The organism is Amycolatopsis sp. NPDC104587 (genome assembly GCF_055583645.1).
The window spans coordinates 18,576-41,497 of record NZ_JBVJNO010000010.1; the positions used below are offsets into that span (position 1 = coordinate 18,576).

A 22,922-nucleotide genomic window follows, 5' to 3' on the forward strand; every position below is an offset into this window, starting at 1 on the left:
GCACGGCGTCAGCCCGGCAGCGCCCGCGCGAAGCCGTGCCAGTACGCGGCAACCTCGCTGTGCTGCCGGACGACGACGTCGGACGCCGGCGGCGCGGGCCAGAACTGCAGTAGGTACGAATCACGCCCGGGTTCGCCGTCGACGCGGGTGTCCAGCGCGCGGCCGGCGTCCATCCCGGTGGCGCTGTAGCGGACGCGGTGGTCGCCGGGCGTGAGCCCGAGATCCCACGAGTCGCCGCCGCCCCAGGTCACGACCATCGCGCGCCCCTCGGCCCGGAACGAGACCTCGACGACGTCCTCCGCGCCGCTGTCGGGCGGCTCGCTCTCGTGCACCTCGGCGGTGAACCCGACGTCGCCGGTGTCCAGCCCGGTGAGCAGGAAGAGCGTCCCCGGCACGGCGGCGCCGCACAGCCCGTTGCGCTGACCGGTGAAGCACGCCGAGAGGTCGCCTTCGAAGGGTTCGCCGTCTTCGCTGTGGACGTAGATCTGTCCATAGTGGACATGAACGTCGCCGTGCAGCACGGTTCGCATGCCTGTCATTCTGCCGACGACCACCGACAGTTTCCGAACCCGGCGGATCCGTCCCGCTAATGGCGTAGCGAAACGGGTCCCGCTCGCGACTAAGAAGGGTAGCTGTCCCGTCGAGAGGTGTCGCATGTCCGAAATACCCGAAACCGCCCTGCTTGCGCAGCGGTTCACGGACGATCTCCTCGACGGCTGCCGGGTGCTGGCCCGGGACTACGGTTACCGGCCGGCCCAGTTCGAGCGGATGGTGCGGGAGCACGGCGGGGTCGAAGCGGCCCGGATGCTGCTGCGCGGGGCGGGCACCGCGGGCGGGTTCACCGTCCTCTGGGAGAAGAACCAGCTCGGCCTCAGCTCCGAGGCGACGATGCTCCGGCCGGGCTACGCGGACCTGTTCACCCCCGACGAGCTCCTGCTCGCCCGCCGGCGGCTGGAGGAGCACGGCTTCGACGTCGACGCCCACCTCCGCCGGGTAGCCGGCGAGGCGGACCAGGTCGTCTGAAAGGTAAGGGCGGCAGGGGGTGACCGGCGCCGCTCCGGTCACCCCCTGCCGCGGCTTTCTAGGCCGCCGCGCTGGACTTCCCGCGCAGCTGCACGTTCGCCGTCGACGCGCCCTTGATCGCGGTTTCGATCTGGGCCATCGTCGAAGACGAGCTCAGGCCGGGGACCGTCGCGGTGTTCAGGGCGTAGAGCGTGAACGTGTACGGGTGGCTGGACCCGCCCGGGCAGGGGCCGAAGTACTTCTGCGCGTTCGCCCCGCTGCCCATGGCCTTCTGTTTCGCGCCACCCTGGTTCGGCACGGTGTACCCGGCGCCGAGGCCTTCCGGCAGCGAGCGGGCCGCCGCCGGGACGTCCCAGATCGCCCAGTGCAGCTTGTTGCCGCTGTTCGCGGTGTCGGCGAACACGATGGCGTAGCCCTTCGCGCCGGTGGACGCGCCCCACGCGAGCGGCGGTGACGGGTCCTGGCCCGCCGTGCCGTCGCCGGCGCAGGTGTACTTGTCCGGGATCGTCGTGTTGTCGCCGAAGGCGGAGCTGGTCAGCTTGAAGTCACCCGGCGTCGAGCCACCGGGGAACTTCAACCGCACGATGACGTTGTCGATGCCGCTCGGCGAGCCGCCGTTCTTGTCGTCGTTCGTCGAGGTCAGCCACAGTCCGCCGTCCGGGGTCTTCGTCACCGAGCGCAGGCGGCCCCAGCGGCCGGAGAACAACGTCGACACCGTGCCGACCCCCGTGCCCGCCGCGGTGATCTGCGTGGCGAACATCTGCTCGCCGGTGACGCCGGCGATGTAGATCCAGTCGTTGACGATCTCGATGCCGGACGGCCCGGCCTGCGACGTCGACCAGGTCTTCTTCGGGGCGATGAAGCCGCTGCAGCTGCCCTGCGTGCCTTCGCAGCTCGGCCAGCCGAAGTTGCCGCCCTTCTGGATCAGGTTGAGCTCGTCCTGGCTGCTCTCGCCGAACTCCGCCGCCCACAGCTGGCCGCGCGAGTCCCAGGCCAGGCCCTGCGGGTTGCGGTGGCCGTAGCTGTAGACGTACCGGGCGTTGCCGCCGGTGGCGTAGAACGGGTTGTCGGCCGGGGCCGAGCCGTCGGCGTTGAGCCGCAGGATCTTCCCGTTGAGCGAGCTCTTGTTCTGCGCGTTGTCGCTGTTCTTCGCGTCGCCGACGGTGGCGTAGAGCTTGCCGTCCGGGCCGAACTTGATCCGCCCGCCGTTGTGGTAGCGGTTCTTCGCGATCCCGGTCAGGACCGGCGTCGACGTCGAGGACAGCGTGGTGCCGTCGTAGGTCATCTTCACGATCCGGTTGTCCCCGGATGCCGTGTGGTACAGGTAGATCGTGTGGTCGCTCGACCAGTTCGGCGAGATCGCCAGGCCGAGCAGGCCGCCTTCGCCGTTCGTGCCGACCGCGCCCGGGACCTTGCCCAGCGTGGTCTTCTGGCCGGACGGCGTCACCAGCAGGACTTCGAAGCGGTCCCGCTCGGTCACCAGCGCGTTGCCGTTCGGCAGGAAGTCCACCGACCAGCCGAGGTCGACCTTCGTGATGTCCTTGTCGTACTCCGGGATGCCCCCGGCGCCGCCCGGAGCGCTGGTCTTCGCGGTCACCGCGTTGCTGGCCGCCGAGCTGTTGCCGTCGGGGTCGCGCGCCTTCACCGTGAACGTGTAGGAGGTGTTCGGGTTCAGGTTCGTGACGGTCGTCCCGAGCGACGTCGTCGTCGCGACCTTGGTGCTGCCTTGGAAGACGTCGTAGCCCGCGACCGTGCCGCCGTTGTCCGTGGAAGCGTTCCACGCCAGCGAAACGCTGTTCGCGGTGACGCCGGTGGAGCGCAGGTTGCCCGGCACGGTCGGCGGGGTCGTGTCGTCGCTCGGCGGCGTGGTGAAGGTGACCACGTTGCTCTGCTGCGACGGGTTGCCCGCGGCGTCGAACGCGCCGACGGAGATGTCGTAGGCGGTGTTCGGGGTCAGGTTGGTGACCGTCGCCGACGTCGTGGTCCCGTCGACGGTCTTGAGGATGTTGCCACCGCGGTTGATCTCGTACCGCACCACGCCGACGTTGTCGGTCGCGGCGGTCCAGGAGAACGTCGCGGCGGTGGGCAGGATGTTGCTCGCGACCAGGTTCGACGGCGGCGTGGGCGGCTCGCCGTCGGTCGGCGCGGTGAAGGTGTCGGTGAGCTTGTCCGCGTTCGGGCCGCCGTTGGCGGTGGTCGCCGTGGTGCGGATCTTGTTGACACCGGCGGTCAGCTGCATGCTCGCGGTGACGGTCTTCCACGTCGTCCACGCGCCGGTGCCGGGGAAGTCGACGGTGCCCTTGTCCCCGCCGTCGACGACCAGCTTCACCGGCCGGTTGTCGGCGGTTCCGTTGGCGTAGCGGAAGGTCAGCGTGTGCGTGCCCGCCTGCGCGGCGTTCACGGAGTATTCGACGTAACTGCCGACGACGTTGTCGAAGTTGACGAACCCGGTGCCGGAGTACCCGGCGTGGTTCGACTCGACGGCGCCTTGCGAGACGACGGCGTTCTCGGACTCGTAGTCCGTTGCCGCGGCGGCGAAAGCGCTTACCGGGGAGAGCGCGGTCAAGCCGAGCGCCGCGACGGCGGTGCCGGCCAGGACCACGCGCCACGGTGGGCGGGGTGCCACTGGGAGCCTCCTGCGTGGGTCGAGGGGACCGGGGCGGAATGGTCGGCGGACCACCGGAACTGAACTTAATAGTTAGGAAACTTTCCTATCTATAAGGAGAGATCTCACACCCTCCGAGCGGGTCGTGTCAATACTCGACACGGGCGCTCACCCTTGGTGAAGAAGGGTTTCCCGCTCACCGGTGCGCGGCCCCGCCCAGCGCGAACCACACGGCGGCGCGGACTCAGCCGGCGATCCGCGTGTCCGGGAGCGCCTCGTCGCCGGCCCAGTCCCGTGGCACGAGGAACGACGCCAGCGCCGCCTCCGGGCTCCCCGGCTCCGGCGTGAACTCGAACTCCCACCGCGCCAGCGGCGGCAGCGCCATCAGGATGGCCTCGACGTAACCGCCGGTCTGCAGGCCGAACCGCGTGCCGCGGTCGTGGACGAGGTTGAACTCGACGTAGCGGCCGCGGCGGTAGAGCTGCCACTGCCGCTCGCGCTCGCCGTGCGGGAGCTCGTGGCGGCGGCGGACCAGCGGGAGGTACGCCGGCGCGATCGTGGCGATGCCCGCCGCGGTGAACGCGGCCACGCGCCGCCAGCCGTCCGGGCCCGGGAGGTGCAGGTGGTCGAAGAAGATGCCGCCGACGCCGCGGGTCTCGCCGCGGTGGGGCAGCCGGAAGTAGTCGTCGCAGGCGCGCTTCGCCTGCGCGTGGAACGCCGGGTCGAACGTGTCGCAGTAGTTCTTGAGCACCCGGTGGAAGTGCGCCGCGTCCTCGGCGAAGCCGTAACACGGCGTCAGGTCCGCGCCGCCGCCGAACCACCACGTGCCGCCCGACTCGAAGTACCGGAAGTTCGCGTGGAACGCCGGGACGTACGGGTTGCGCGGGTGGATCACCACCGACAGCCCGGTCGCGAAGAACCCGCCGTCCGGGTCGAGGCCGTGCTGCGCCGCGACCGCCTCGGGCAGGGTTTCGCCGTGCACGGCCGAATAGTTGACGCCGGCGCGCTCGAAGACGTCGCCGTTCTCCAGCAGCCGCGCCTGGCCGCCCCCGCCTTCCGGCCGCTGCCACGTGGACCGCCCGAAGCGGCCCCCGCCGTCGAGGCGTTCCAGTTCCGCGACCAGCTCGCGCTGGCCGGAGCTCATCATCGCCTTGACGGCGTCACGTCTGCTGTCCTCACCCGAAAGCATGGCCCCCACCCCCGGGAGGCAGGCTACCAGCGAACGCAGGTCAGCCGGCGATTTCCGCGCGCGCGACGACCTTGGTGATCTTCGCCCGGACGAGTGCTTCTTCGGGCACTGCGTTGCGCTTGCCGTACTCCTCGGCGCGGTCGGCGCCCATGTACCGGCCGCCGAGGCGGGTCGCCCACGCCAGCGTCTCGTCGTGGTCGTGGGTCAGCCGGGCTTCGGCGGTGAACTGGACGTAGGAGTACGGCGGCCGCTGGTCGTCGACGACGAGCGAGATCCGCGGGTCGCGGGTGATCGCCTTGCCCTTGATGGTCTCGGTGCCGGTGTTGAAGATCAGCTCGTCGCCGTCGGGGCCCTCGTTCAGCAGGAACCAGATCGGCGCGACGATCGCGGCGCCGTTCGCCCGGACCACGGCCAGCTTGCCGGTCCGGGTGCCCTCCGACGCGAACTGCCACCACTCTGAACGGCTCATCTCACGCATGAGAGGGACGTTAGCCCGTCACCCGCGCGTGCGCAGAGGGTGGCCGACTAGCCTGGCCTGCTGTGCGAGACGACGAGACCGGCGGCCCGGGCCTGGCCGACGAGGGGCTGACGCGCCGCCTCAAGGCGCTGGCCTGCACCGCGCCGCTGCACGACCTGGACGCGCGCAAGGCCCTGCTCGACTGGGCCGACGCCACGATCTACCAGATGGCCGAGATCGCGCTGCACACGATCGACCAGGTCACCATCGCGATGGACTTCGACACCGGCGCCGGCCACGACGAGGTCATCGACCGGCTGCTGCCGTTCATCGCCGCCCAGGCGCCGTCGCGGATGCCCGAAGAGCACGTCCGCGTGGCCAAGTGGGTCCTGGACAACCTGATCAACGTCGGCACGACCGACCGCGGCTTCCGGCGCGTCTACGGCTCGATGGGCCCGGGCGGCTACCAGCGCCGCCAGTTCGACTTCAAGCTGCTGGTCGAGCTGGCCGCCCCGGACGGCGAGGTCTACCTGCGCGCCACCGACGAGGCGATCAACGTCCTGGTCGGCGCGCTCGACACCGACGTCGAGTCGGCCCAGATCGCCGCCGAGGTCAAGCTCGAGAACCTGATCAACCGCGGCCGCCTCGCCGACGCGAAGCTGGCCGCCGAGCAGGCCCGCTACCGGACCGTCCAGTACGGCGAGGTGCTGCGCGCGAAGCTCGACGCCACCCGCCGCGACGTCCGGTCGGTCGACTGGGAGCGCGAGGTCCCGGAGCTGCTCGACAGCGCGTTGAGCCACATCGAGGCCCGCTTCCGCGCCGAGAACGCCATCCTGAAGAACATCACCACCGCCCGCGACGAGACCGAGGACCTCGACCGCAAGCGCCGCGCCGCGGAGCTCGTCGACATCGTCGGCGACTGCATCCGGCGGCACACGCGCCTGCAGTCCCGGCTGGCCGACGCGGGCGCGGTCTTCCGCGCCGAGCAGGACCGCCAGCAGTTCTCCGGACCACCCCAACGGGCGACGCTCGACCTGTTCGGCCAGCTCCTCGTGCCGACGCTCGGCCTGCCGCTGGCCGACGCCGTCGCCCCGGCCGAGCACTTCTTCCACGCCGCGGCGGGCATCACGGCGCCGGTCGTGCCGTCGCTGTCGAGCCTGGTCTCGCTGCTGCTGCGGCCCGCGCCCGAGCGTGACCAGCTCGTCGGCGAGATCCCGGAGCCCGAGCTGATGCCCGCCGAGGTCACCGACAAGTTCGGCGACGACGTCTGGCGCGCGGCCGACGAGCTGCTCGACCTGCCGGAGGTGCCGCGCCGGCTGTCCGGCCTCATCGAAGAGGCCCGCCGCAGCCGCCAGCCCGGCCTCGCCGCCCTGGTCGCGCTGCGCGCCGTCCACGCCTACAGTCCCGGGATCGGCGCCGCCCGGCGCCAGGGGGACCGCTCGGTGCTGCTCGCCGTCGACGACGGTGTCCTCCTGGACGACCCGGAGTTCGGTGGCGCCGACCTGCTGCTGTCCACCGCCGCCGTAGAGCGTGCCGACGAAGAAGAGGAAGTCGCGTAATGGCGCTGTCCCACAGCAGCGTGGACGCCGAGGCCGCGGCCCGGCTGGTCGCCTTCGGCATGCGGCCGAAGCAGCTGCCCGCGCGTGACGTCGTCTACGGCGACCTCGTGCGCCGCTACGGCGAGGACAACGCGTTCAAGGCGCTCACCCATGCCGTCGCGGCGGGCCTCGGGCTGATGGTGCTGGAGGTCAACCAGCAGGCCGGCGCGGTGCTCGCGGCCACCGACGAGTCCGTCTTCGAGATCAAGATGGACTCCTACGCCCGGCAGGCCAAGATCCGCGAGCGCCGCGAGACGGAGAAGGTCCTGCACGGCCTCATCCACCTCGCCACCGCCGCGCTCGGCTACCCGCGCCCCGACGACCTCGCCAACGACACCTATATCGGCCGCGTCAGCGTCGAGCAGGTCGACGCGATGGTCCGCGAAGCCGCCCGCATGCTCGACGAACGCGCCGCGGCGGCCGAGGCCAACAACGACCCGCTGGCCGACGCACCCGAGCTCGAACAGGCCTGGCGCGCCTACGCCCGCCGTCCCGCGGCCGCGGCCACCAAGGACGGGCGCCTGGCCGCCGACACCACCCGCGGCATGGTCAGCCGCGCCCTGCGCTTCCTCGCCGACCAGGGCTTCCTGGTCCCGGTGAGCGACGAACAGGGCGGCACCTACCGCACCACACCGCGCTACCAGATCCAGGTCCGCGAACTCGCCGCCGACGCCGCCTTCGACGACCTGCTCGCGCTGGACGTCGTGGCCGTCGCGAACGCCGGGGGCACGTTGCGCGCCACGGCGTCGGACACGCTGTAGAGGGGAATCGATGTACGAGCTTTCGCGGGTCCGCCTGCACTCGGTGGGCCCGGCGGGCGCCCGCTACCAGGACGTCGTCCTCGACTTCAGCGGGGTCGGCGCCAGGATCACCGCGCCCCAGCAGGACGCGCTGTTCAGCGCCGGCATCCACGCGACCGGGCCGGCCGAGCTGCGCCGCCCGTCCCCGGCGAGCGTGCTGTTCCTCGAGAACGGCGGTGGCAAGTCCGTCCTGATCAAGCTGATCTTCTCGGTCATGCTGCCCGGGCGGCGCCAGGTCGTCGGCACCACCAGCACGAAGGTGCTCGAGAAGTTCGTCGCCGCCAAGGACGTCTCGCACGTCGTGCTGGAGTGGCTGCACGTCGAGAGCGGGCACCGGATCATCACCGGCAAGGTCTCCGAATGGCGCGGGCACGTCGTGTCCGCCGACTCCGAGAACCTCGTCGACTCCTGGTACTGCTTCCGCCCGACCGCCGCGCTGGCCCTCGGCTCGCTGCCGATGACGCAGGACGGCCGGCTGCTCACCATGTCCGGCTTCCACGACAAGCTCGCCGCCGCGCAGCTGGCCGAGCCGGAGCTGGAGCTGTCCTGGACCCGGCGCCACCACGAGTGGACCGGCCGGCTCGACACGCTCGGGCTCGACACCGAGCTGTTCCGCTACCAGCGCGCGATGAACGCCGGCGAGGGTGAGGCGGCGGACGCGTTCGCCTTCGGCACCGACGACGCGTTTGTCGAGTTCCTGCTGCGTGCGGTGATCTCCGAGGACGAGCCGAAGGACCTCGCCGAGGTCGTCTCGACCTACGCGCACAACCTTGCGCAGCGCGGCGACCTGCTGTCGGAGCGCGACTTCGTCGCGGGCGCGCTGGATCTGCTCGGCCCGCTGGCCGCCGAAGAAGGTGTCGCCGCGGAGTCGCGGAAGATCGCGGAGTCCGCGAAGGCCGACATGGCGTCGCTCGCCGGCCGCGTGGTCGCGCGCAACGAGCTGGAGAACGCGCGGCTGTCCGGGCTCGAAGACCACGTCACCGAGGTCAAGTCCGCGGAGAAGCTCGCCGAAGGTGACCACCGGCGGCTCGCGGCCGGGGTCACGGAGCTGCGCCGCCTGGTCGCGGTGCTGCGCCTGGACGAGGCCCAGGAGGCCCGCAAGCGCGTCGACGCCGAACTCGTGACGGCGAAGACCGCCGCGGAAGCGTGGCGCGAGACGGCGACCGTGCTCAACCAGCTGAACGCGGCCCGCAAGGCGAAGGACCTGCGCGAGCTCGTCGGCAGCCGTGAGGAGAAGGCGCGCCCGGCGCTGCAGGCGCGCAACAACGCGGCGTCCGCGCTGGCCCGCGGGCTGCATTCGCTGGCGCAGGACGCCCAGCGTCAGGCCGACAAGGCCGAGGCGCACGCGGGCGCGTTGCGTGCCGAAGCGGAGAAGGCCCAGACCGAGCGTGACGAGGCCGCGAACCTCGCCGCCGCCCGGCGGGCCGAGGCGCGCGGGCTGACCGCGCGGATCACCGAGCTGCGGGAAGAGGTCCAGAACGCCGTCCGCGGCGGGCTGCTGTCCTCGGGCGCCGACGTCGCGGACGCGTCCCGGGCCGCTCGCTCGGCGGCGGAATCGGCGTCCGCCGAGCTGGCCCGGCGGGAGCAGGAGCTGGACCGCGTCGCGGCGGATCTCCAAGCGGCGCAACGGGCCGTGAACGAGGCGCACCAGCTCGCGGGCACCACCCAGGACCGCTTCGAGCGCGCCACCGAAGACCTCGACCGGGCGCATCGGCGCACCGACGCGCTCGCGGCGGAAAGCCGGCTCGTCGAGCTGCTCGGCGCGGACGACGTCGCCCTCGAAAGCGACCTGCCGGTGCTGCTGGAACGGCTGCGCGAAGCGAGCGCGTCCGTCGAGAAGGAGCAGACCGCGCTGCGGATGGAGGAGTCCGCCGACGAGCGCGCGCTGGCCGCCCTCGGCTCGGGTGGGCTGCTGCCGCCTCCGGAGGACGTCCAGGCCGCGTTGGACGCCCTGGAAGAAGCCGGGATCACCGCGTGGTCGGGCTGGCGCTATCTGTCCAAACTGGACTCTTCGCGCCGGGACGAGGTGCTGGAAAGCCTGCCGCAGCTGGTATCCGGTGTCCTCCTGAACGACGCCGCCCACACCGACCACGCCCGCGAAGTCCTGACGAAGCGGCGGCTGCTGCCGTCCGCGATCATCGCCGTCGGCACCACCGAGGCCGCACTTTCACGTGAAAGTGCGGCCCCTGGGGTGGAGTTCCTCGTGCCGCCGAACCCCGCGATGTACGACGAAGAAGCCGCCGACGCCGAGCGGGAAGCCGTGGCCCGGCGGAACACCGAGCGCCAACGGCGGCTGGAGTCGTTGTCCGCCAAGCTGTCCGCGGACGGCGCGTTGACGTGGAAGCTCACGACCTGGCGTGAGGACTACCCGCCCGGCGCCATCGCGACGCTCGCCGAGCAGGCCCAGGCGGCCCGCACCGCGCGCGAAACCGCGCGCACGGCGCTGGAGCAGGCGGACGCGGAGTTCGCGCGGCTCAGCGAAAAGACTGCGTCACTGCGTGAGCGCGTCCCCGAGCTGCGCGCGGCCGCGGCCGAAGCCGAAGAGAAGGCGCGGCGACTCGGTGAGCTGGGGGCGCGCGGCGCCCGGATCGCGGAGTGGACCGAGGACGTCGAGCGCGCCACCGAGGTCGCCGAGCGCGCCGACCTGCAGGCCGCCGACGCCGCCGGCAAGGCCGCGCGGCTGCGTGAGCAGGCGGGGGAGGAGCAGCGCACCGCCGACGGCCACCGCCGGACCGCGACCACCGCCCGCGCCGAGCTGGCCGAGGTTCCCGGTGCTTCCGACGCGGCCGACGGTGAAGTGCCGTCCGAGCCGGTCGACGCGCTGCGGCGGACCTACCTGTCGGCGTCCGAGTCGTACGCGAAGGTCGAGGTCGGCAGTGACCTGCGGGCCGAGCTGGAGCAGGCCGAGTCGGCCGAAGCGGCCGCGGGTTCGGCCGTCGAGTCGCTCGACGAAGCCGTCCGTTCGCGGGCCGCGGAACTGCTGGAAACCCCCGACGGCTCCGACGCCTCGGCCCGCGCGGCCGCGTTGGCGCGCGCCCGCCGGGTCGTCGACGGCCTGGAGGACGAGCGCACCGAGGCGATCGGCCTGGTCTCGACCCGGCGCGCCGAGCTGGACGCGCTGCCGCTGCAGAACGGCGTCACGGGGGAGAAGCCGCGCGACATCGAGCACGGCCTGGAGCTGATCGACGCCGCCGGGCTGGAAGTGTCCGTGGCCGCGCGGAAGTGGGAAGAGCTGCAGGAACGCCGGGCCGCGGCCGAGGCGACGCTGGAGTCGGCTCGCAACTCCGCCTCCGGGTTCGCGCTGCTGGCGGAGTCGATGGCCCACCTGGTCACCGACACCGATGCAGCGGCGTACGACGGCGACGTCGAGACCGCTCGTGCCCAGCACAGCCGTCTCAACGCGACGCACGGCCAGGCGCAGGAAGCCGCCGACGCCGGTGACCGCCGGGTGCGTGCCGCCGCCGACCAGCTCGCGCAGTACGCGACGGAGAAGCGGTTCGAAAAGCTGAGCACGCCGGTGCGGCAGCAGGTCATCTCCGTCAAGCGCGACCAGCTCCCTGCGCACGCCGCCGAGTGGGCCGAAGCGCTGCGGCCGCGGCTGCGGTCGCTCACCGACGACCTCGCGCAGATCGACCGGCACCGCGGCGGCATCATCACGCGCCTGCAGGGCATGGTCGACGGCGCGCTCCGGCAGCTGCGCTCGGCCCAGCGCGTCTCCCGGCTGCCCGACGGCCTCGGCGACTGGTCCGGGCAGGAGTTCCTCCGGATCCGCTTCACCGAGCTGGAGGACAACGCGCTCACCGAGAAGCTCGGGGAGGTCGTCGACGAGGCCGCCGTGGGCAAGACGGCGGACGGCCGCGACGTCAAGCGCGACGGGCTTTCCCTGGTGCTGCGCGGAGTCCGGGCCGCGGCGCCGAAGGGCTTCCGCGTCGACATGCTCAAGCCGGACTCGGTGCTGCGAACCGAACGCCAGCGCGTCTCGGAGATCCGCGACGTCTTCTCCGGCGGCCAGCAGCTGACCGCGGCGATCATCCTGTACTGCACGCTGGCGGCGCTGCGGGCCAACAACCGCGGCAAGGTCCGCAACCGGCACTCGGGTGTGCTGTTCCTGGACAACCCGATCGGCCGCGCGTCCGCGGGGTACCTGCTGGAGCTGCAGCGCGCGGTGGCGGAAGCGCTGGGCGTGCAGCTGATCTACACGACGGGCCTGTTCGACGCGGGCGCGTTGTCGGAGTTCCCGCTGATCGTGCGGCTGCGCAACGACGCCGACCTGCGGGCGGGCCGCAAGTACCTGTCGGTCGACTCGACGATCCGCACGTCGCTGGCGGACCTGGGCGAGCCCGACGGCGTCGCGCGCCTCTCGGCGACGCGGATGTTCTCCCGGACCGCCGACGAGCCCGAGGATTCCGCCGAAGGCGAACAGCGCGCCTGACCCGGAACACCCCGGGGGCGCGGGAGGTTGACGCGCGCATGACGAACCTGGGGGCGCTCGGCGCCACGGTGGGCACGACCGGGCCGGAGACAGTCACGGCCGCCGCGGAGCTGGACGAGCTGGGCTACGCCACGCTGTGGCTGGCCGGCGGGCAGGGGAACAACCTGCCGCTGATCACCGACGTGATCCACGGGACGGCGAAGATCCCGGTGGCGAGCGGGATCCTGCCGGTCGACCGGGTGCCCGCGGCCGACGTCGCCCGGGCGTACGCGGACCTGCCGGCCGGGCGGTTCGTCGTCGGCCTCGGCGGCGCCCAGGGCCCGCGTCCGCTGGCCACGCTGAACGACTACCTCGACGAGCTGGACGACACCGTCCCGGCGGCCGACCGCATCCTGTCGGCGCTCGGCCCGAAGATGCTGGAGCTGGCGCGGGACCGCGCGGCCGGCGCGTACCCGTTCCTGGTGACGACGGACTACGTCGCGTCGGCACGGGAGATCCTCGGCGCGGGGAAGCAGCTGGTGGTGCTGCTGAGCGTCGTCCCGGACTCCGACGTCTCCGCGGCCCGCGAGAAGGCCCGTTCCGGCTCGCTCCGGTTCCTGGCCGGGATGCCGGGTTACGCGAACAACTTCCGCCGCATGGGCTTCACCGACGCCGACATCGCGGACCTGTCGGACCGGCTGGTCGACGGGCTCACCGTGCGCGGCGACCTCGACGCCGTGGTGGCCCGCCTGCGCGAATACTGGGCGGCGGGGGCGGACCAGGTGGTCGTCCCGGCCGGTGACCTGCCCCGCGAGTGGTGGCCCGCGCTGGCGGAGGCCATCCGCTGACCGTGTTCAGTCACCCCGGCCGGTGAAGGCCAGCGTGGTGCCGAGGCCGATCATGACGAGGCCGCCGGTGCCGCCGACCATCTCCAGGCGCTTCGGTGAGCGGGCGAACCACGCGCGCGCGGTGCCCGCCACCAAAGCCCACGCGGTGTCGGTGGCCAGCGCGATCGCGGGCAGGCACAGGCCGAGCAGCAGCATCTGCGCCGGCACCGACCCGGCCGCCGGGTCGACGAACTGGGGCAGCAGCGCCGCGAGGAATACGATCGACTTCGGGTTGGCGAAGCCGACGACAAAACCGTCGCGCAGCACGGTGAAGACGCGGCCCGCGGTGGTGCGCACCTTCGCCGCCATCGCGTCGGACAGCTTCCGCCGGTGCCGGAACGCCTGGATCCCCAGGTACACCAGGTAGATCGCGCCCGCGATCTTGATCCCGGTGAACACCGCGGCCGACGTCGTGACGAGCGCGCCGAGGCCGAACGCGACCGCGACGACCTGCGTGTAGACGCCCGCGGAGTTGCCGAGGACGGTGAGCAGCGCGTCGCGCCGGCCGACGGTGAGCGCGCGGCTGATCGTGAAGAGCACGCTCGGGCCGGGGACGACGACCATGAGGAAGGTCAGCGCGGCGAAGGCCGCGAAGTGCGTACCGGAGACCATGCCGCGAGCGTACTGTGCCGATCGTCACCGATCCGACCACAGTCACGGCCGAACGGCTTTCGCGGCGACGGGCGCTTGCCGCTCCGGGGGTCGGCCTTCTCGTGGTCGAATCGGTAACCTGCCCCCGACCGGGCAACCAGGCGTTTTTGTCGGTGCGGGGTGGTAAGACCAGCGGGTGCCTCCGCCGAAGATCAGCACCGAGCAGCGCCGGGCCCGTCTCGCCGTCCGGCACCACCTGGCCGCGCCCGCGGCCACGGTGGCCGACGCCGTGACCGGGGTGGTCGCGCTGCACGCCACCGACCCGGCGACCGTCCACCTGTCGGCGTGCGCGCGGCTCGCGTCCCCGGCGATCGCCGCGGTGGAACAGGCGCTGTACGAGGACCGCACGTTGCTGCGGCTGCTGGGCATGCGCCGCACGGTGTTCGTCACCGGCCTGGACACGGCGGCGCTCGTGCAGGCCGCGTGCTCCGCGGACATCGAGGTCAAGCAGCGGAAGCTCCTGGAGCAGCACCTCGGGCAGCAGGGCCACCCGGAAAACGTGCCGGAGCCGGGGAAGTGGCTGGCCGAGGTCGAAGCCGCGGTGGAGGCGGCCCTGCGCGCCCGCGGCTCGGCGACGGCGCAGCAGCTGAGCGAGGACGAGCCGAGGCTGCGCCAGCAGCTGCTGATGGCGGCGGGGAAGCCGTACGAGGCGATCGGCAACGTCACCAGCCGGGTGCTGTTCCTGCTGGCGGCGAGCGGCCGGATCGTCCGCGGCCGCCCGCGGGGCAGCTGGATCAGCACCCAGTACGTCTGGCACCCGATGGATGCCTGGGCGCCGGGGTTGCGTCCGTGGGAGGCGGAGGAGGCGCGGGTCGAGCTGGCCCGGCGCTGGCTGCGGGCGTACGGCCCGGCGCCGGTGACCGACCTGCGCTGGTGGACGGGCTGGACGGCCGGCCAGACGAAGAAGGCGCTGGCCGTGCTGAAGCCGGCCGAGGTCGATCTCGACGGCGTCCCGGGCGTGGTGCTGCCGGACGACGTTTCACCGGTGCCGTCGCCGCCGCCGTGGGTGGCGTTCCTCCCGGCCCTGGACCCGACCCCGATGGGCTGGCAGGAGAGGGACTGGTTCCTGGGCCCGCACCGCCCGGCGCTGTTCGACCGCAGCGGCAACATCGGCCCGACGATCTGGCTGAACGGCCGGGTGGTGGGCGGCTGGGCCCAGCGCGCCTCGGGCGAAGTCGTGTTCCGGCTGCTGGAGGAGGTGGGGAAGGAGGCCACGGCAATGGTCGAGGCGGAGGCGGACCGCTGCGCGGGCTGGTACGGCGAGGTTCGTGCGGTGCCGCGGTTCCGGACACCGCTGGAGCGGGAGCTGACCGGGTGAAGCGGTCTCGCTGGATCGGTCGAGTCACGGACCTCACGCCCGCTCCCGCGCGCCCGGAACCCGGCGTCGGACAGCGGCCGGAAGCCGCCTTCCGGCCCGATCGACTGAATCGTTCCAGCGCCTCGCGGAACACCTCCTCGTCACCCGCCCGCACCCCGCACTCCCAGCCGGAACCGCCGAACCGCGAGCCTCACCGGTCCACCGTGGTCCACCCGGCGGACCCACCCGGAAACCACCAGACTTCTTAATCGATTCTTGACCCGTTCGCCAAGTGGTGGAAGTCTCGTCAGGGCAGTCAGGGACGCGCATGCCCGCACGCTAGGGTTGCCGCGAGCCCGCAAGTCACGGCCGGGACTCCGGCCGATCCTCAGAGGAGTGGCAGCAGTGACCGTTCGCGTAGGTGTCAACGGCTTCGGCCGCATCGGCCGCAACTTCTTCCGCGCCGTGCAGGCCAGCGGCCACGACATCGAGGTCGTCGCCTTCAACGACCTCGGCGACGTCGCCACCATGGCCCACCTGCTGAAGTACGACTCCATCCTGGGCCGGTTCCCGGGTGAGGTCAGCGTCAGCGACGAGGGCATCGTCGTGGACGGCAAGACCATCAAGGCCCTCGCCGAGCGCGACCCGGCCAACCTGCCCTGGGGCGACCTGGGCGTGGACGTCGTGGTCGAGTCGACCGGCTTCTTCACCAACGCCGACGCCGCCAAGGCGCACATCGCCGGCGGCGCGAAGAAGGTCATCATCTCCGCGCCCGCCAAGGGCGAGGACCTCACCATCGTGCTGGGCGTCAACGACGACAAGTACGACGGCTCGCAGAACATCATCTCCAACGCGTCGTGCACCACGAACTGCCTCGGCCCGCTGGCCAAGGTGCTCAACGACTCGTTCGGCATCGAGCACGGCCTGATGACCACGATCCACGCGTACACGCAGGACCAGAACCTGCAGGACGGCCCGCACAAGGACCTCCGCCGCGCCCGCGCCGCCGCGCTGAACGTGGTGCCCGCCTCGACCGGCGCCGCCAAGGCGATCGGCCTCGTGCTGCCGGAGCTGCTGGGCAAGCTGGACGGCTTCGCCTTCCGCGTCCCGGTCCCGACCGGCTCGGCCACCGACCTCACGGTGACCCTGAAGAAGTCCGCCACCGTCGAGGAGATCAACGCCGCCTACCAGGCCGCCGCCGAGGGCCCCCTCGCCGGCATCCTGCGCTACTCGGTCGACCCGATCGTGTCCTCGGACATCGTCACCGACCCGGCGTCCTGCATCTACGACTCGCCGCTGACCAAGGTCATCGGCAACCAGGTCAAGGTCGTCGGCTGGTACGACAACGAGTGGGGCTACTCCAACCGCCTCGCGGACCTGATCAAGCTCGTCGGCTCGAAGCTCTGAGCCGGATGTCCGTCAAGAACCTCGACGACCTGCTGGGCGAGGGCGTTCAGGGCCGGTACGTACTCGTGCGTTCCGACCTGAACGTCCCGCTCGACGGGTCTCGCATCACCGACGACGGCCGGGTCCGCGCCGCGCTGCCGACGATCAAGAAGCTCGCCGAAGCGGGCGCGAAGGTCGTCGTCACCGCGCACCTCGGCCGCCCCAAGGGCGAGCCGGACCCGAAGTACACGCTGGCCCCGGTCGCCCAGCGGCTCTCCGAGCTGCTCGGCGCCGACGTCACCCTCGCCGGTGACCTGGTCGGCGACTCCGCGAAGGCCCTGACCGCCGGCCTGGCCGACGGCGGTGTCGTCCTGCTGGAGAACGTGCGCTTCGACGCGCGCGAGACCAGCAAGGACGCCGTGGACCGCTCGGAGCTGGCCGCCGAGCTGGGCGCGCTCGTCCCGGGCGGCGCGTTCGTCTCCGACGGCTTCGGCGTGGTGCACCGCAAGCAGGCCTCGGTCTACGAGGTCGCGTCGGTGCTCCCGGCGTACGCGGGCGGCCTGGTGCTGGCCGAGCTCGACGTGCTGAAGAAGCTCACCGACGACGTCCAGCGGCCGTATGTGGTCGTGCTCGGCGGCGCGAAGGTGTCCGACAAGCTCGGTGTCATCGCGAACCTGCTGACCAAGGTCGACCGGCTGCTCGTCGGCGGCGGCATGGCGTACACCTTCCTCAAGGCCCAGGGCCACGAGGTCGGCCAGTCGCTGCTGCAGGCCGACCAGCTCGACCAGGTCAAGGGCTTCCTCGCCGAAGCCGAGAAGCGCGGCGTCGAACTGGTGCTGCCGGTCGACGTCCTCGCGGCGATGGAGTTCGCGGCCGACGCCGAGAACGAGGTCGTCGACGCCACCGCCATCCCGGCCGACCGACAGGGTCTCGACATCGGCCCGAAGACGCGCGAGCTGTTCGCCGGCAAGCTGGCCGACGCCAAGACCGTGTTCTGGAACGGCCCGATGGGCGTGTTCGAGTTCGAGGCGTTCTCCGGCGGCACCCGTGCCGTCGCGGAAGCCCTGGTCAAGAGCGACGCGTTCACCGTGGTCGGCGGCGGCGACTCGGCGGCGGCCGTCCGCCAGCTCGGGCTGCCCGAAGACGGCTTCTCGCACATCTCCACCGGCGGCGGTGCCTCGCTGGAGTACCTCGAGGGCAAGGAACTGCCGGGCGTCACCGCCCTGGAGGAGAAGAACTAGTGGCACGCAAGCCGTTCATCGCCGGCAACTGGAAGATGAACCAGAACCACCTCGAGGCGATCGCGCTGGTGCAGAAGATCGCCTTCGCGCTGCCGGAGAAGTACTACGCGAAGGTCGACGTGGCGGTGCTGCCGCCGTTCACCGACATCCGCAGCGTGCAGACCCTGGTCGACGGCGACAAGCTGTCGCTCACCTACGGCGCCCAGGACATCGCGCCGCAGGACTCCGGCGCCTACACCGGTGACATCTCGGGCCTGATGCTGGCGAAGCTGGGCTGCAAGTTCGTCACCGTCGGGCACTCGGAGCGGCGCGAGTACCACGCCGAGACCGACGAGCTGGTCAACAAGAAGGTCAAGGCCGCGCTCAAGCACGGCATCACGCCGATCCTCTGCATCGGGGAGAAGCTCGAGGTCCGCGAGGCCGGCGAGCACATCCACCACACCACGACGCAGCTGATCGAGGGCCTGAAGGGCCTCAAGGCCGAGCAGGTCACGAGCGTGGTCGTCGCGTACGAGCCGGTCTGGGCGATCGGCACCGGCAAGGTCGCCTCCTCGGCCGACGCCGAAGAGGTCTGCAAGGCCATCCGCGCCACCCTCCAGGAGAAGTACGGCGACGAGGTCGCTTCGTCCGTCCGGGTGCTCTACGGGGGATCGGTCAAATCGGGCAACATCAGCGAGCTGGTGGGCTGCGAGAACATCGACGGTGCCCTGGTCGGCGGAGCGAGCCTCGACGGCGAGGAGTTCACGAAACTCTGCGCACTCGCCGCGGGCGGGCCGCTGCCCTGATCGAGGCCACGACCGGGTAACCTGTGTATCCGGTCCGTCACACAGCAGTGGACGAGTCCAGGGGTACGGTGGTGGTCGGAAACGACCATGCCGTACCCCTGCATTCTCCTAGAGCCCAGAGGATGACATGAAGCTGTTCCTGCAAATCCTGTTGATCGTCACCAGCGTGTTCCTCGTGGTGGCGGTTCTCCTGCACCGTGGCCGGGGTGGTGGCCTGTCGTCGCTGTTCGGCGGTGGGATGCAGTCCAGCTTGGCGGGGTCGAGCGTGGCCGAGAAGAACCTCGACCGGATCACCCTGCTGCTGGGCGCGGTCTGGCTGATCAGCATCGTGGGGCTGGGCCTGCTGCTCAAGGTGTGACGTCCGGCGTCACGTCGTCGATCGAGACCGGGTCACGGCGGCAGGGCGCAGCGATTCGGCGTGCCTATTGGGGGGCGCGCCGCCGATTCCATAGGTGTGAGGATTCATGGTTGGCGGTAACGCGATTCGGGGCACCCGGGTGGGTGCCGGACCTACGGGCGAATCGGAACGAGGTGAGTCGGCGCCGCGACGCCGCGTCGGCTACTGGTGTGCCAACGGGCACGAAGCCCGCCCGTCGTTCGCGCTCGACGCGGAGATCCCCGACGAGTGGGACTGCCCCCGCTGCGGGCTCCCCGGCGGGCAGGACGAGAAGAACCCGCCGGCCGCGCCGCGGACGGAGCCGTACAAGACCCACCTGGCCTACGTGAAGGAGCGGCGCAGCGACGCCGACGGCGAGGCCATCCTGGCCGAAGCCCTCGAGCGCCTGCGTCAGCGCCGGGAGATCATCTAAGCGTTTGCCGGCCGGAGACCACCCCGGGACACCTCGGGGTGGTTTTCGCGCGTTCCGGGGCCTGAATACTCCGCGGCCCGGACCGCGGTCTCCAGGAGCACGAGTCGCTTCTTCGGGTGCGTGACCCGCCCCCCGGGCGCGTGTGTCGGCGCTTCAATCACGCGAGTTGACCGCTCAATCACGCGAGTCGACCCTTCAGACACGCGAGCTGACTCACGAGGCACGCGAGTCGCCCCTCCAAGCACGCGAACCGGCTGCCGGAGCACACGCAGGCCTTTCCGCGCCTGAGCAGCCCCCGTTTCCACGCTACGGCAGGACCCCGACAGTTCCCCGGCCAAGAAAGCCGCGAACGGCAGATCCCGGCCACGAAAGCCCGGAATCCGCCGTTCGCAGCTCCTGTGAACCCGAAACCGTCCGACCCCACCCGTAAAATGGAGACCGGGGGCCGGCGGCCGCCCTCAGCGGTCCAGGGGATAACGAGCCCGGACCCGGAACCCGCCGTCCTCGGTGCCCGACGTCTCGAAACTCCCGCCCAGCAGCCGCGCCCGCTCGGCCAGTCCCGTCAGCCCGTGCCCACCCGAAGGCAGCTTCTCCGACGGCCGGTTCGCGCGCTCGTTGCGGACCTCGATCTTGAGGGCGCCGTGCTCGCCGTGGATGCGGATCGTCGCCGTTGCGCCCGGGGCGTGTTTGTGGACGTTCGTCAGGCACTCCTGCACCGTCCGGTACGCCGCCGCCGAGACCTGGTTCGGCAGGGCCTCCGGCAGGTGCTCCACCGACAGGTGCACCGGGACCTCCGACGTCCGGATCAGCCGGTCGAGGTCGTTGATCCCGGGGCGGGGGCCGTCGTCGCCGTCGTCCGCGCGCAGGACGCTCAGCAGGGAACGCAGCTCCTCCAGCGTCCGCTTCGACAGCGTGCGGATGACCTGCGCCGTCTCCTGCGCGCGGTCGTCGGTGGTCTGGGCCTGCAGCGCGCCCGCCTGCATCGCGATCAGCGTGATCTGGTGCGAGACGACGTCGTGCATCTCGCGGGCCAGCCGGGCGCGCTCCTCGGCGCGGACGGCGTCGGCGTGGAAGCGGCGCTCGCGGTCGCGGCTCGTGGCCAGCTCGGCGAGCTTGTTCGCAACCTCGGCCCGCGCTCCGATGAGCAGGCCGATCGCGATCGGCATGCCGGCGACCAGCACGCCGTAGATGCCGTCGAGGATGTGCTCGCGCCAGGAGAGCTCGGCGAAGTCCTCCAGGGGCCACTGCACGAACCGGCAGATCCACACCAGCCCGGCGCCGACCCAGACCTGCCAGTGCAGCTGGCGGCGGGTGGCGAGCATGCCGAGGGTGATCATCGACGCGAGCTGCGCCCAGCCGGCCAGGAAGCCGGGCACCGCGACGAGCACGGCGAGGAACGGGAACTTCCGGCGGAACACGACCGCGAGGCACGCGGCGCCGGACAGGTAGATCGAGTACGGCTGGGCCTTCTCGGGGATCACCAGCCAGACGTCGAGCACGGCCAGGATGACCGCGGCCGCCTCGATGGCGAACGTGACCACGGCGGGGCGGGGCACCGAGCCGAACAGGCTCAGCCCGCGCTTTCGGACCCGCTCGGCGGCCGACGGCCCCGAGGCTCCGATCGAGATGCCTGGAATCGAGAGTCCCTCTGTACTCATCGCTGGCGACCCCATTCGTCTTGTGGACTTGATGGTGAGAGGTGCTCAGGGCCCGATCGGGACGCGCAGCAACGGACAAATGTGCGGATGCTAACGAGGTGGCGTACGAAGACGGTAAGTTTCACCCGCCGTCGGCGTTCCGGCGTCCGGATTTCGCAATCGACTGGTCCATCCGGGCGATAGCCACGGACGGGTGCTACCGAGAGTGGGAGCTCTGCTTCCCAGCGTGCACCAAGACGACCACATCGTGGGAATCATGTTACCCACGTGTGGCCGTCCGGCGGTAGTTCTCAGGCCGCCATCGACCGGAGGTCGTCGCTGAGCAGGTCGTGCAGACCCGAGGCGCACGCCTTCGCCGTCTCGATCGACCGCGGCAGCATCCCGGCCTCGTAGGTCCGGACGGCCTCGCCGACGCTCGACGCGGTCGCCAGCGCCGTGGCGAGCTCGGTGCCGTCCAGGAGGGCGAGGTTCGCGCCGACCCCGAGCGGCGGCATCAGGTGCGCCGCGTCGCCGAGCAGCGTCAGGTGGGGCGTGTGGGTCCACGCGTGCGGGACCGGCAGGACGTACAGCGGCCGCGGCGTGAACCCGCCGTCGAAGTCCCGCAGGTACGCGAGCAGGCCCGTGTCCCAGCCGGCGTAGCGCTCCAGCAGGCCCGCGCGCACGGCGGCCGTGTCCGCGAAGTCGACACCGGCGACCCAGTCTTCCGACGCGTAGAAGACGGCGTAGCAGCGGATGTGGCCGTTGCTGTTGCGCTGCGCGAAGAGCGCCTGGCCGCCGACCTTCGTCATCATCGTGCCCTGGCCGGTCAGCGCGGCGAGGGCCGGATGACGGCGGTCGGCGTCGTCGAGCCCGAACTCGACGAACGTGACCCCGCTGTACTCCGGCCGGACGCCGGTGAGGGCGCGGCGGACGCGCGACCACGCGCCGTCGGCGCCGATCACCAGGTCGAAGTCCTGGGCGGTGCCGTCGGCGAAGGCCAGACGCCCGGTCGTGGAGACGTCGGTGACCGGCCGCCCCCAGCGGACGGTGCCGGGCTCCAGGGAGCCGAGGAGAAGCCCGCGGAGCTGGCCGCGGTCGATCTCCGGGCGGAAGTCCGCACCGTCGGCGAGGACCTCGTCCACGACGACCTCGCCGCTCGACGGGTCGAGGGCGCGCATCTGCTGGCCTTCGGGCCGGGAGAGGGCGCGGAACTCGTCGTGGAGGCCGGCGGTGCGCAGCGCGACCTGGCCGGTGTCGCCGTGCATGTCGAGCGTGCCGCCCTGGGGGCGGGCGTCGGCGGAGGCTTCTTGTTCGAACAGGGTGACGTCGAGGCCGCGCAGCTGCAGGACGCGGGCACAGGCGAGCCCGCCGAGCCCGGCGCCGACGATCGCGATCCTGGCGGTGTCGATCTTGAGAGTGTCGATCTTGGTGGTGGTCATGGCTTCCCCCTGGAAGTCGGGGCCACCGGCGGTCCGGCGGCGTGACTCCAGAAAAGCACAGTGACTCAAAAAGTGCAACGACTCAACTTTTGAAGTGAGTCCACGATCACGTAGGCTGGAGCCCATGACCGAAGTGATCGGGCGCCGCGAGCGCAAGAAGGCGCAGACCCGGCAGGCGCTGGCCGACGCGGCACTGGAGCTGTTCCTCGAGCGGGGCTACGACGCGGTCGGGGTGAAGGAGATCGCGGACGCGGCGGACGTCTCGGTGACGACGTTGTTCAAGTACTTCCCCAGCAAGGAAGCACTGCTGTTCGACCAGGACGACGACATCGAGGCGGCGCTGGTCCTCGCGGTCCGCGGCCGCCCGCCGGGCCACACGATTGTGGACGCCCTGCGCGAGCACGTCCTGCGCGACATCGCCGACGGCGGCCCGAGCCCCGAGTTCCTCAGCCTGATCGAGAGCACCCCACCCCTGCGCGACTACGGCAGGCGGATGTGGATGCGCCACGAGACGGCGCTGGCCCGCGCGATAGCGGAGGAGCAGGGCGCCCCCGAGGACGACGTCTCGTGCGCGTCGCTGGCCCGGTTCGCACTGGCGTCCCGGGACCTGATCGTGGCCCACGAGAACCCGCGCAAAGCGGCCGAGGAGATCTTCGGCAACCTGGGCCGCGGCTGGCGGACGAAATAGCCGCGCAAAAGAACGAAGG

General features: G+C 71.5%; 19 protein-coding genes. 12 read left to right on the plus strand and 7 right to left on the minus strand.

Features of this window, described 5'->3' with window-relative positions:
• Positions 1–8: 8 nt before the first annotated feature.
• Positions 9–530 carry a hypothetical protein gene (locus ACZ61C_RS29840; RefSeq protein ID WP_465311170.1) on the minus strand — a complete coding sequence of 174 codons (522 nt, stop codon included), beginning with the start codon at positions 528–530 and terminating at the stop codon, positions 9–11.
• 124 nt (positions 531–654) lie between these two features.
• Between ACZ61C_RS29840 and ACZ61C_RS29845 the strand changes: the two genes are divergently transcribed.
• Positions 655–1,023, plus strand: coding sequence for a hypothetical protein (locus ACZ61C_RS29845; RefSeq protein WP_465311171.1), 369 nt, complete (start codon positions 655–657; stop codon positions 1,021–1,023).
• Positions 1,024–1,081: 58 nt separating this feature from the next.
• Here ACZ61C_RS29845 and ACZ61C_RS29850 read toward each other — a convergent pair whose 3' ends face one another.
• The 3 genes from ACZ61C_RS29850 to ACZ61C_RS29860 form a co-directional block, all read right to left on the minus strand.
• The gene (locus ACZ61C_RS29850) at positions 1,082–3,649 is read right to left on the minus strand and encodes a PQQ-dependent sugar dehydrogenase (RefSeq protein WP_465311172.1); all 2,568 of its coding nucleotides are present in this window, start codon (positions 3,647–3,649) and stop codon (positions 1,082–1,084) included.
• A 223-nt stretch (positions 3,650–3,872) separates the two neighbouring features.
• Positions 3,873–4,817 carry an oxygen-dependent coproporphyrinogen oxidase gene (gene hemF, locus ACZ61C_RS29855; protein WP_465311173.1) on the minus strand — a complete coding sequence of 315 codons (945 nt, stop codon included), beginning with the start codon at positions 4,815–4,817 and terminating at the stop codon, positions 3,873–3,875.
• 40 nt (positions 4,818–4,857) lie between these two features.
• Complete coding sequence (locus ACZ61C_RS29860; protein ID WP_465311174.1) at positions 4,858–5,295, minus strand: PPOX class F420-dependent oxidoreductase; 438 nt, start codon at positions 5,293–5,295, stop codon at positions 4,858–4,860.
• Between the two features lie 62 nt (positions 5,296–5,357).
• Here ACZ61C_RS29860 and ACZ61C_RS29865 point away from each other — a divergent pair, with 62 nt between their 5' ends.
• The 4 genes from ACZ61C_RS29865 to ACZ61C_RS29880 are packed head-to-tail and all read left to right on the plus strand — an operon-like array spanning position 5,358 to position 12,931.
• Positions 5,358–6,833 (plus strand): hypothetical protein, encoded by a 1,476-nt coding sequence (locus ACZ61C_RS29865; protein WP_465311175.1) that lies wholly within the window; start codon positions 5,358–5,360, stop codon positions 6,831–6,833.
• Positions 6,833–7,633 carry a hypothetical protein gene (locus ACZ61C_RS29870; RefSeq protein ID WP_465311176.1) on the plus strand — a complete coding sequence of 267 codons (801 nt, stop codon included), beginning with the start codon at positions 6,833–6,835 and terminating at the stop codon, positions 7,631–7,633. The genes ACZ61C_RS29865 and ACZ61C_RS29870 overlap by 1 nt, the downstream gene beginning before the upstream one ends.
• Before the next feature lie 10 nt (positions 7,634–7,643).
• Positions 7,644–12,104, plus strand: a complete 4,461-nt coding sequence (locus ACZ61C_RS29875; protein ID WP_465311177.1) for a coiled-coil domain-containing protein — start codon at positions 7,644–7,646, stop codon at positions 12,102–12,104.
• Between the two features lie 38 nt (positions 12,105–12,142).
• Positions 12,143–12,931 carry a TIGR03620 family F420-dependent LLM class oxidoreductase gene (locus ACZ61C_RS29880; RefSeq protein WP_465311178.1) on the plus strand — a complete coding sequence of 263 codons (789 nt, stop codon included), beginning with the start codon at positions 12,143–12,145 and terminating at the stop codon, positions 12,929–12,931.
• A 6-nt stretch (positions 12,932–12,937) separates the two neighbouring features.
• Here ACZ61C_RS29880 and ACZ61C_RS29885 read toward each other — a convergent pair whose 3' ends face one another.
• Complete coding sequence (locus ACZ61C_RS29885; RefSeq protein ID WP_465311179.1) at positions 12,938–13,582, minus strand: LysE family translocator; 645 nt, start codon at positions 13,580–13,582, stop codon at positions 12,938–12,940.
• 175 nt (positions 13,583–13,757) lie between these two features.
• On the opposite strand from ACZ61C_RS29885, the gene ACZ61C_RS29890 reads away from it, so the two are divergent.
• The 6 genes from ACZ61C_RS29890 to ACZ61C_RS29915 all read left to right on the plus strand — a co-directional run bounded on the left by ACZ61C_RS29890 (position 13,758) and on the right by ACZ61C_RS29915 (position 19,139).
• A complete protein-coding gene (locus ACZ61C_RS29890; RefSeq protein WP_465311180.1) occupies positions 13,758–14,939 on the plus strand; it encodes a winged helix DNA-binding domain-containing protein in 1,182 nt (393 codons plus the stop codon).
• Between the two features lie 384 nt (positions 14,940–15,323).
• A complete protein-coding gene (gene gap / locus ACZ61C_RS29895; protein WP_465311181.1) occupies positions 15,324–16,325 on the plus strand; it encodes a type I glyceraldehyde-3-phosphate dehydrogenase in 1,002 nt (333 codons plus the stop codon).
• Between the two features lie 5 nt (positions 16,326–16,330).
• On the plus strand, positions 16,331–17,545 hold the full coding sequence (locus ACZ61C_RS29900) for a phosphoglycerate kinase (protein ID WP_465311182.1): 1,215 nt from the start codon (positions 16,331–16,333) through the stop codon (positions 17,543–17,545).
• Positions 17,545–18,330, plus strand: a complete 786-nt coding sequence (gene tpiA, locus ACZ61C_RS29905) for a triose-phosphate isomerase (protein ID WP_465311183.1) — start codon at positions 17,545–17,547, stop codon at positions 18,328–18,330. The genes ACZ61C_RS29900 and tpiA overlap by 1 nt, the downstream gene beginning before the upstream one ends.
• Positions 18,331–18,457: 127 nt before the next feature.
• Entirely contained in the window at positions 18,458–18,688 is a 231-nt protein-coding gene (gene secG / locus ACZ61C_RS29910; protein WP_086845181.1) for a preprotein translocase subunit SecG, read from the plus strand.
• A gap of 106 nt (positions 18,689–18,794) precedes the next feature.
• Positions 18,795–19,139 carry an RNA polymerase-binding protein RbpA gene (locus ACZ61C_RS29915; RefSeq protein WP_086671261.1) on the plus strand — a complete coding sequence of 115 codons (345 nt, stop codon included), beginning with the start codon at positions 18,795–18,797 and terminating at the stop codon, positions 19,137–19,139.
• A gap of 458 nt (positions 19,140–19,597) precedes the next feature.
• Here ACZ61C_RS29915 and ACZ61C_RS29920 read toward each other — a convergent pair whose 3' ends face one another.
• Together ACZ61C_RS29920 and ACZ61C_RS29925 are read right to left on the minus strand one after the other, a co-directional pair.
• Positions 19,598–20,797 carry a sensor histidine kinase gene (locus ACZ61C_RS29920; protein ID WP_465311184.1) on the minus strand — a complete coding sequence of 400 codons (1,200 nt, stop codon included), beginning with the start codon at positions 20,795–20,797 and terminating at the stop codon, positions 19,598–19,600.
• 290 nt (positions 20,798–21,087) lie between these two features.
• Complete coding sequence (locus ACZ61C_RS29925) at positions 21,088–22,215, minus strand: FAD-dependent oxidoreductase (protein ID WP_465311185.1); 1,128 nt, start codon at positions 22,213–22,215, stop codon at positions 21,088–21,090.
• 124 nt (positions 22,216–22,339) lie between these two features.
• Between ACZ61C_RS29925 and ACZ61C_RS29930 the strand changes: the two genes are divergently transcribed.
• The gene (locus ACZ61C_RS29930) at positions 22,340–22,903 is read left to right on the plus strand and encodes a TetR/AcrR family transcriptional regulator (protein WP_465311186.1); all 564 of its coding nucleotides are present in this window, start codon (positions 22,340–22,342) and stop codon (positions 22,901–22,903) included.
• The last annotated feature ends 19 nt before the right edge of the window (positions 22,904–22,922 follow it).

Bases quoted from the DNA above. Each gene is read 5' to 3' on its own strand.
- ACZ61C_RS29840 (WP_465311170.1), bottom strand. From the start codon at position 530: ATGCGAACCGTGCTGCACGGCGACGTTCATGTCCACTATGGACAGATC.
- ACZ61C_RS29845 (WP_465311171.1), top strand. From the start codon at position 655: ATGTCCGAAATACCCGAAACCGCCCTGCTTGCGCAGCGGTTCACGGAC.
- hemF (WP_465311173.1), bottom strand. From the start codon at position 4,817: ATGCTTTCGGGTGAGGACAGCAGACGTGACGCCGTCAAGGCGATGATG.
- ACZ61C_RS29860 (WP_465311174.1), bottom strand. From the start codon at position 5,295: ATGCGTGAGATGAGCCGTTCAGAGTGGTGGCAGTTCGCGTCGGAGGGC.
- ACZ61C_RS29870 (WP_465311176.1), top strand. From the start codon at position 6,833: ATGGCGCTGTCCCACAGCAGCGTGGACGCCGAGGCCGCGGCCCGGCTG.
- ACZ61C_RS29875 (WP_465311177.1), top strand. From the start codon at position 7,644: ATGTACGAGCTTTCGCGGGTCCGCCTGCACTCGGTGGGCCCGGCGGGC.
- ACZ61C_RS29880 (WP_465311178.1), top strand. From the start codon at position 12,143: ATGACGAACCTGGGGGCGCTCGGCGCCACGGTGGGCACGACCGGGCCG.
- ACZ61C_RS29885 (WP_465311179.1), bottom strand. From the start codon at position 13,582: ATGGTCTCCGGTACGCACTTCGCGGCCTTCGCCGCGCTGACCTTCCTC.
- ACZ61C_RS29900 (WP_465311182.1), top strand. From the start codon at position 16,331: ATGTCCGTCAAGAACCTCGACGACCTGCTGGGCGAGGGCGTTCAGGGC.
- secG (WP_086845181.1), top strand. From the start codon at position 18,458: ATGAAGCTGTTCCTGCAAATCCTGTTGATCGTCACCAGCGTGTTCCTC.
- ACZ61C_RS29915 (WP_086671261.1), top strand. From the start codon at position 18,795: ATGGTTGGCGGTAACGCGATTCGGGGCACCCGGGTGGGTGCCGGACCT.
- ACZ61C_RS29920 (WP_465311184.1), bottom strand. From the start codon at position 20,797: ATGAGTACAGAGGGACTCTCGATTCCAGGCATCTCGATCGGAGCCTCG.
- ACZ61C_RS29925 (WP_465311185.1), bottom strand. From the start codon at position 22,215: ATGACCACCACCAAGATCGACACTCTCAAGATCGACACCGCCAGGATC.
- ACZ61C_RS29930 (WP_465311186.1), top strand. From the start codon at position 22,340: ATGACCGAAGTGATCGGGCGCCGCGAGCGCAAGAAGGCGCAGACCCGG.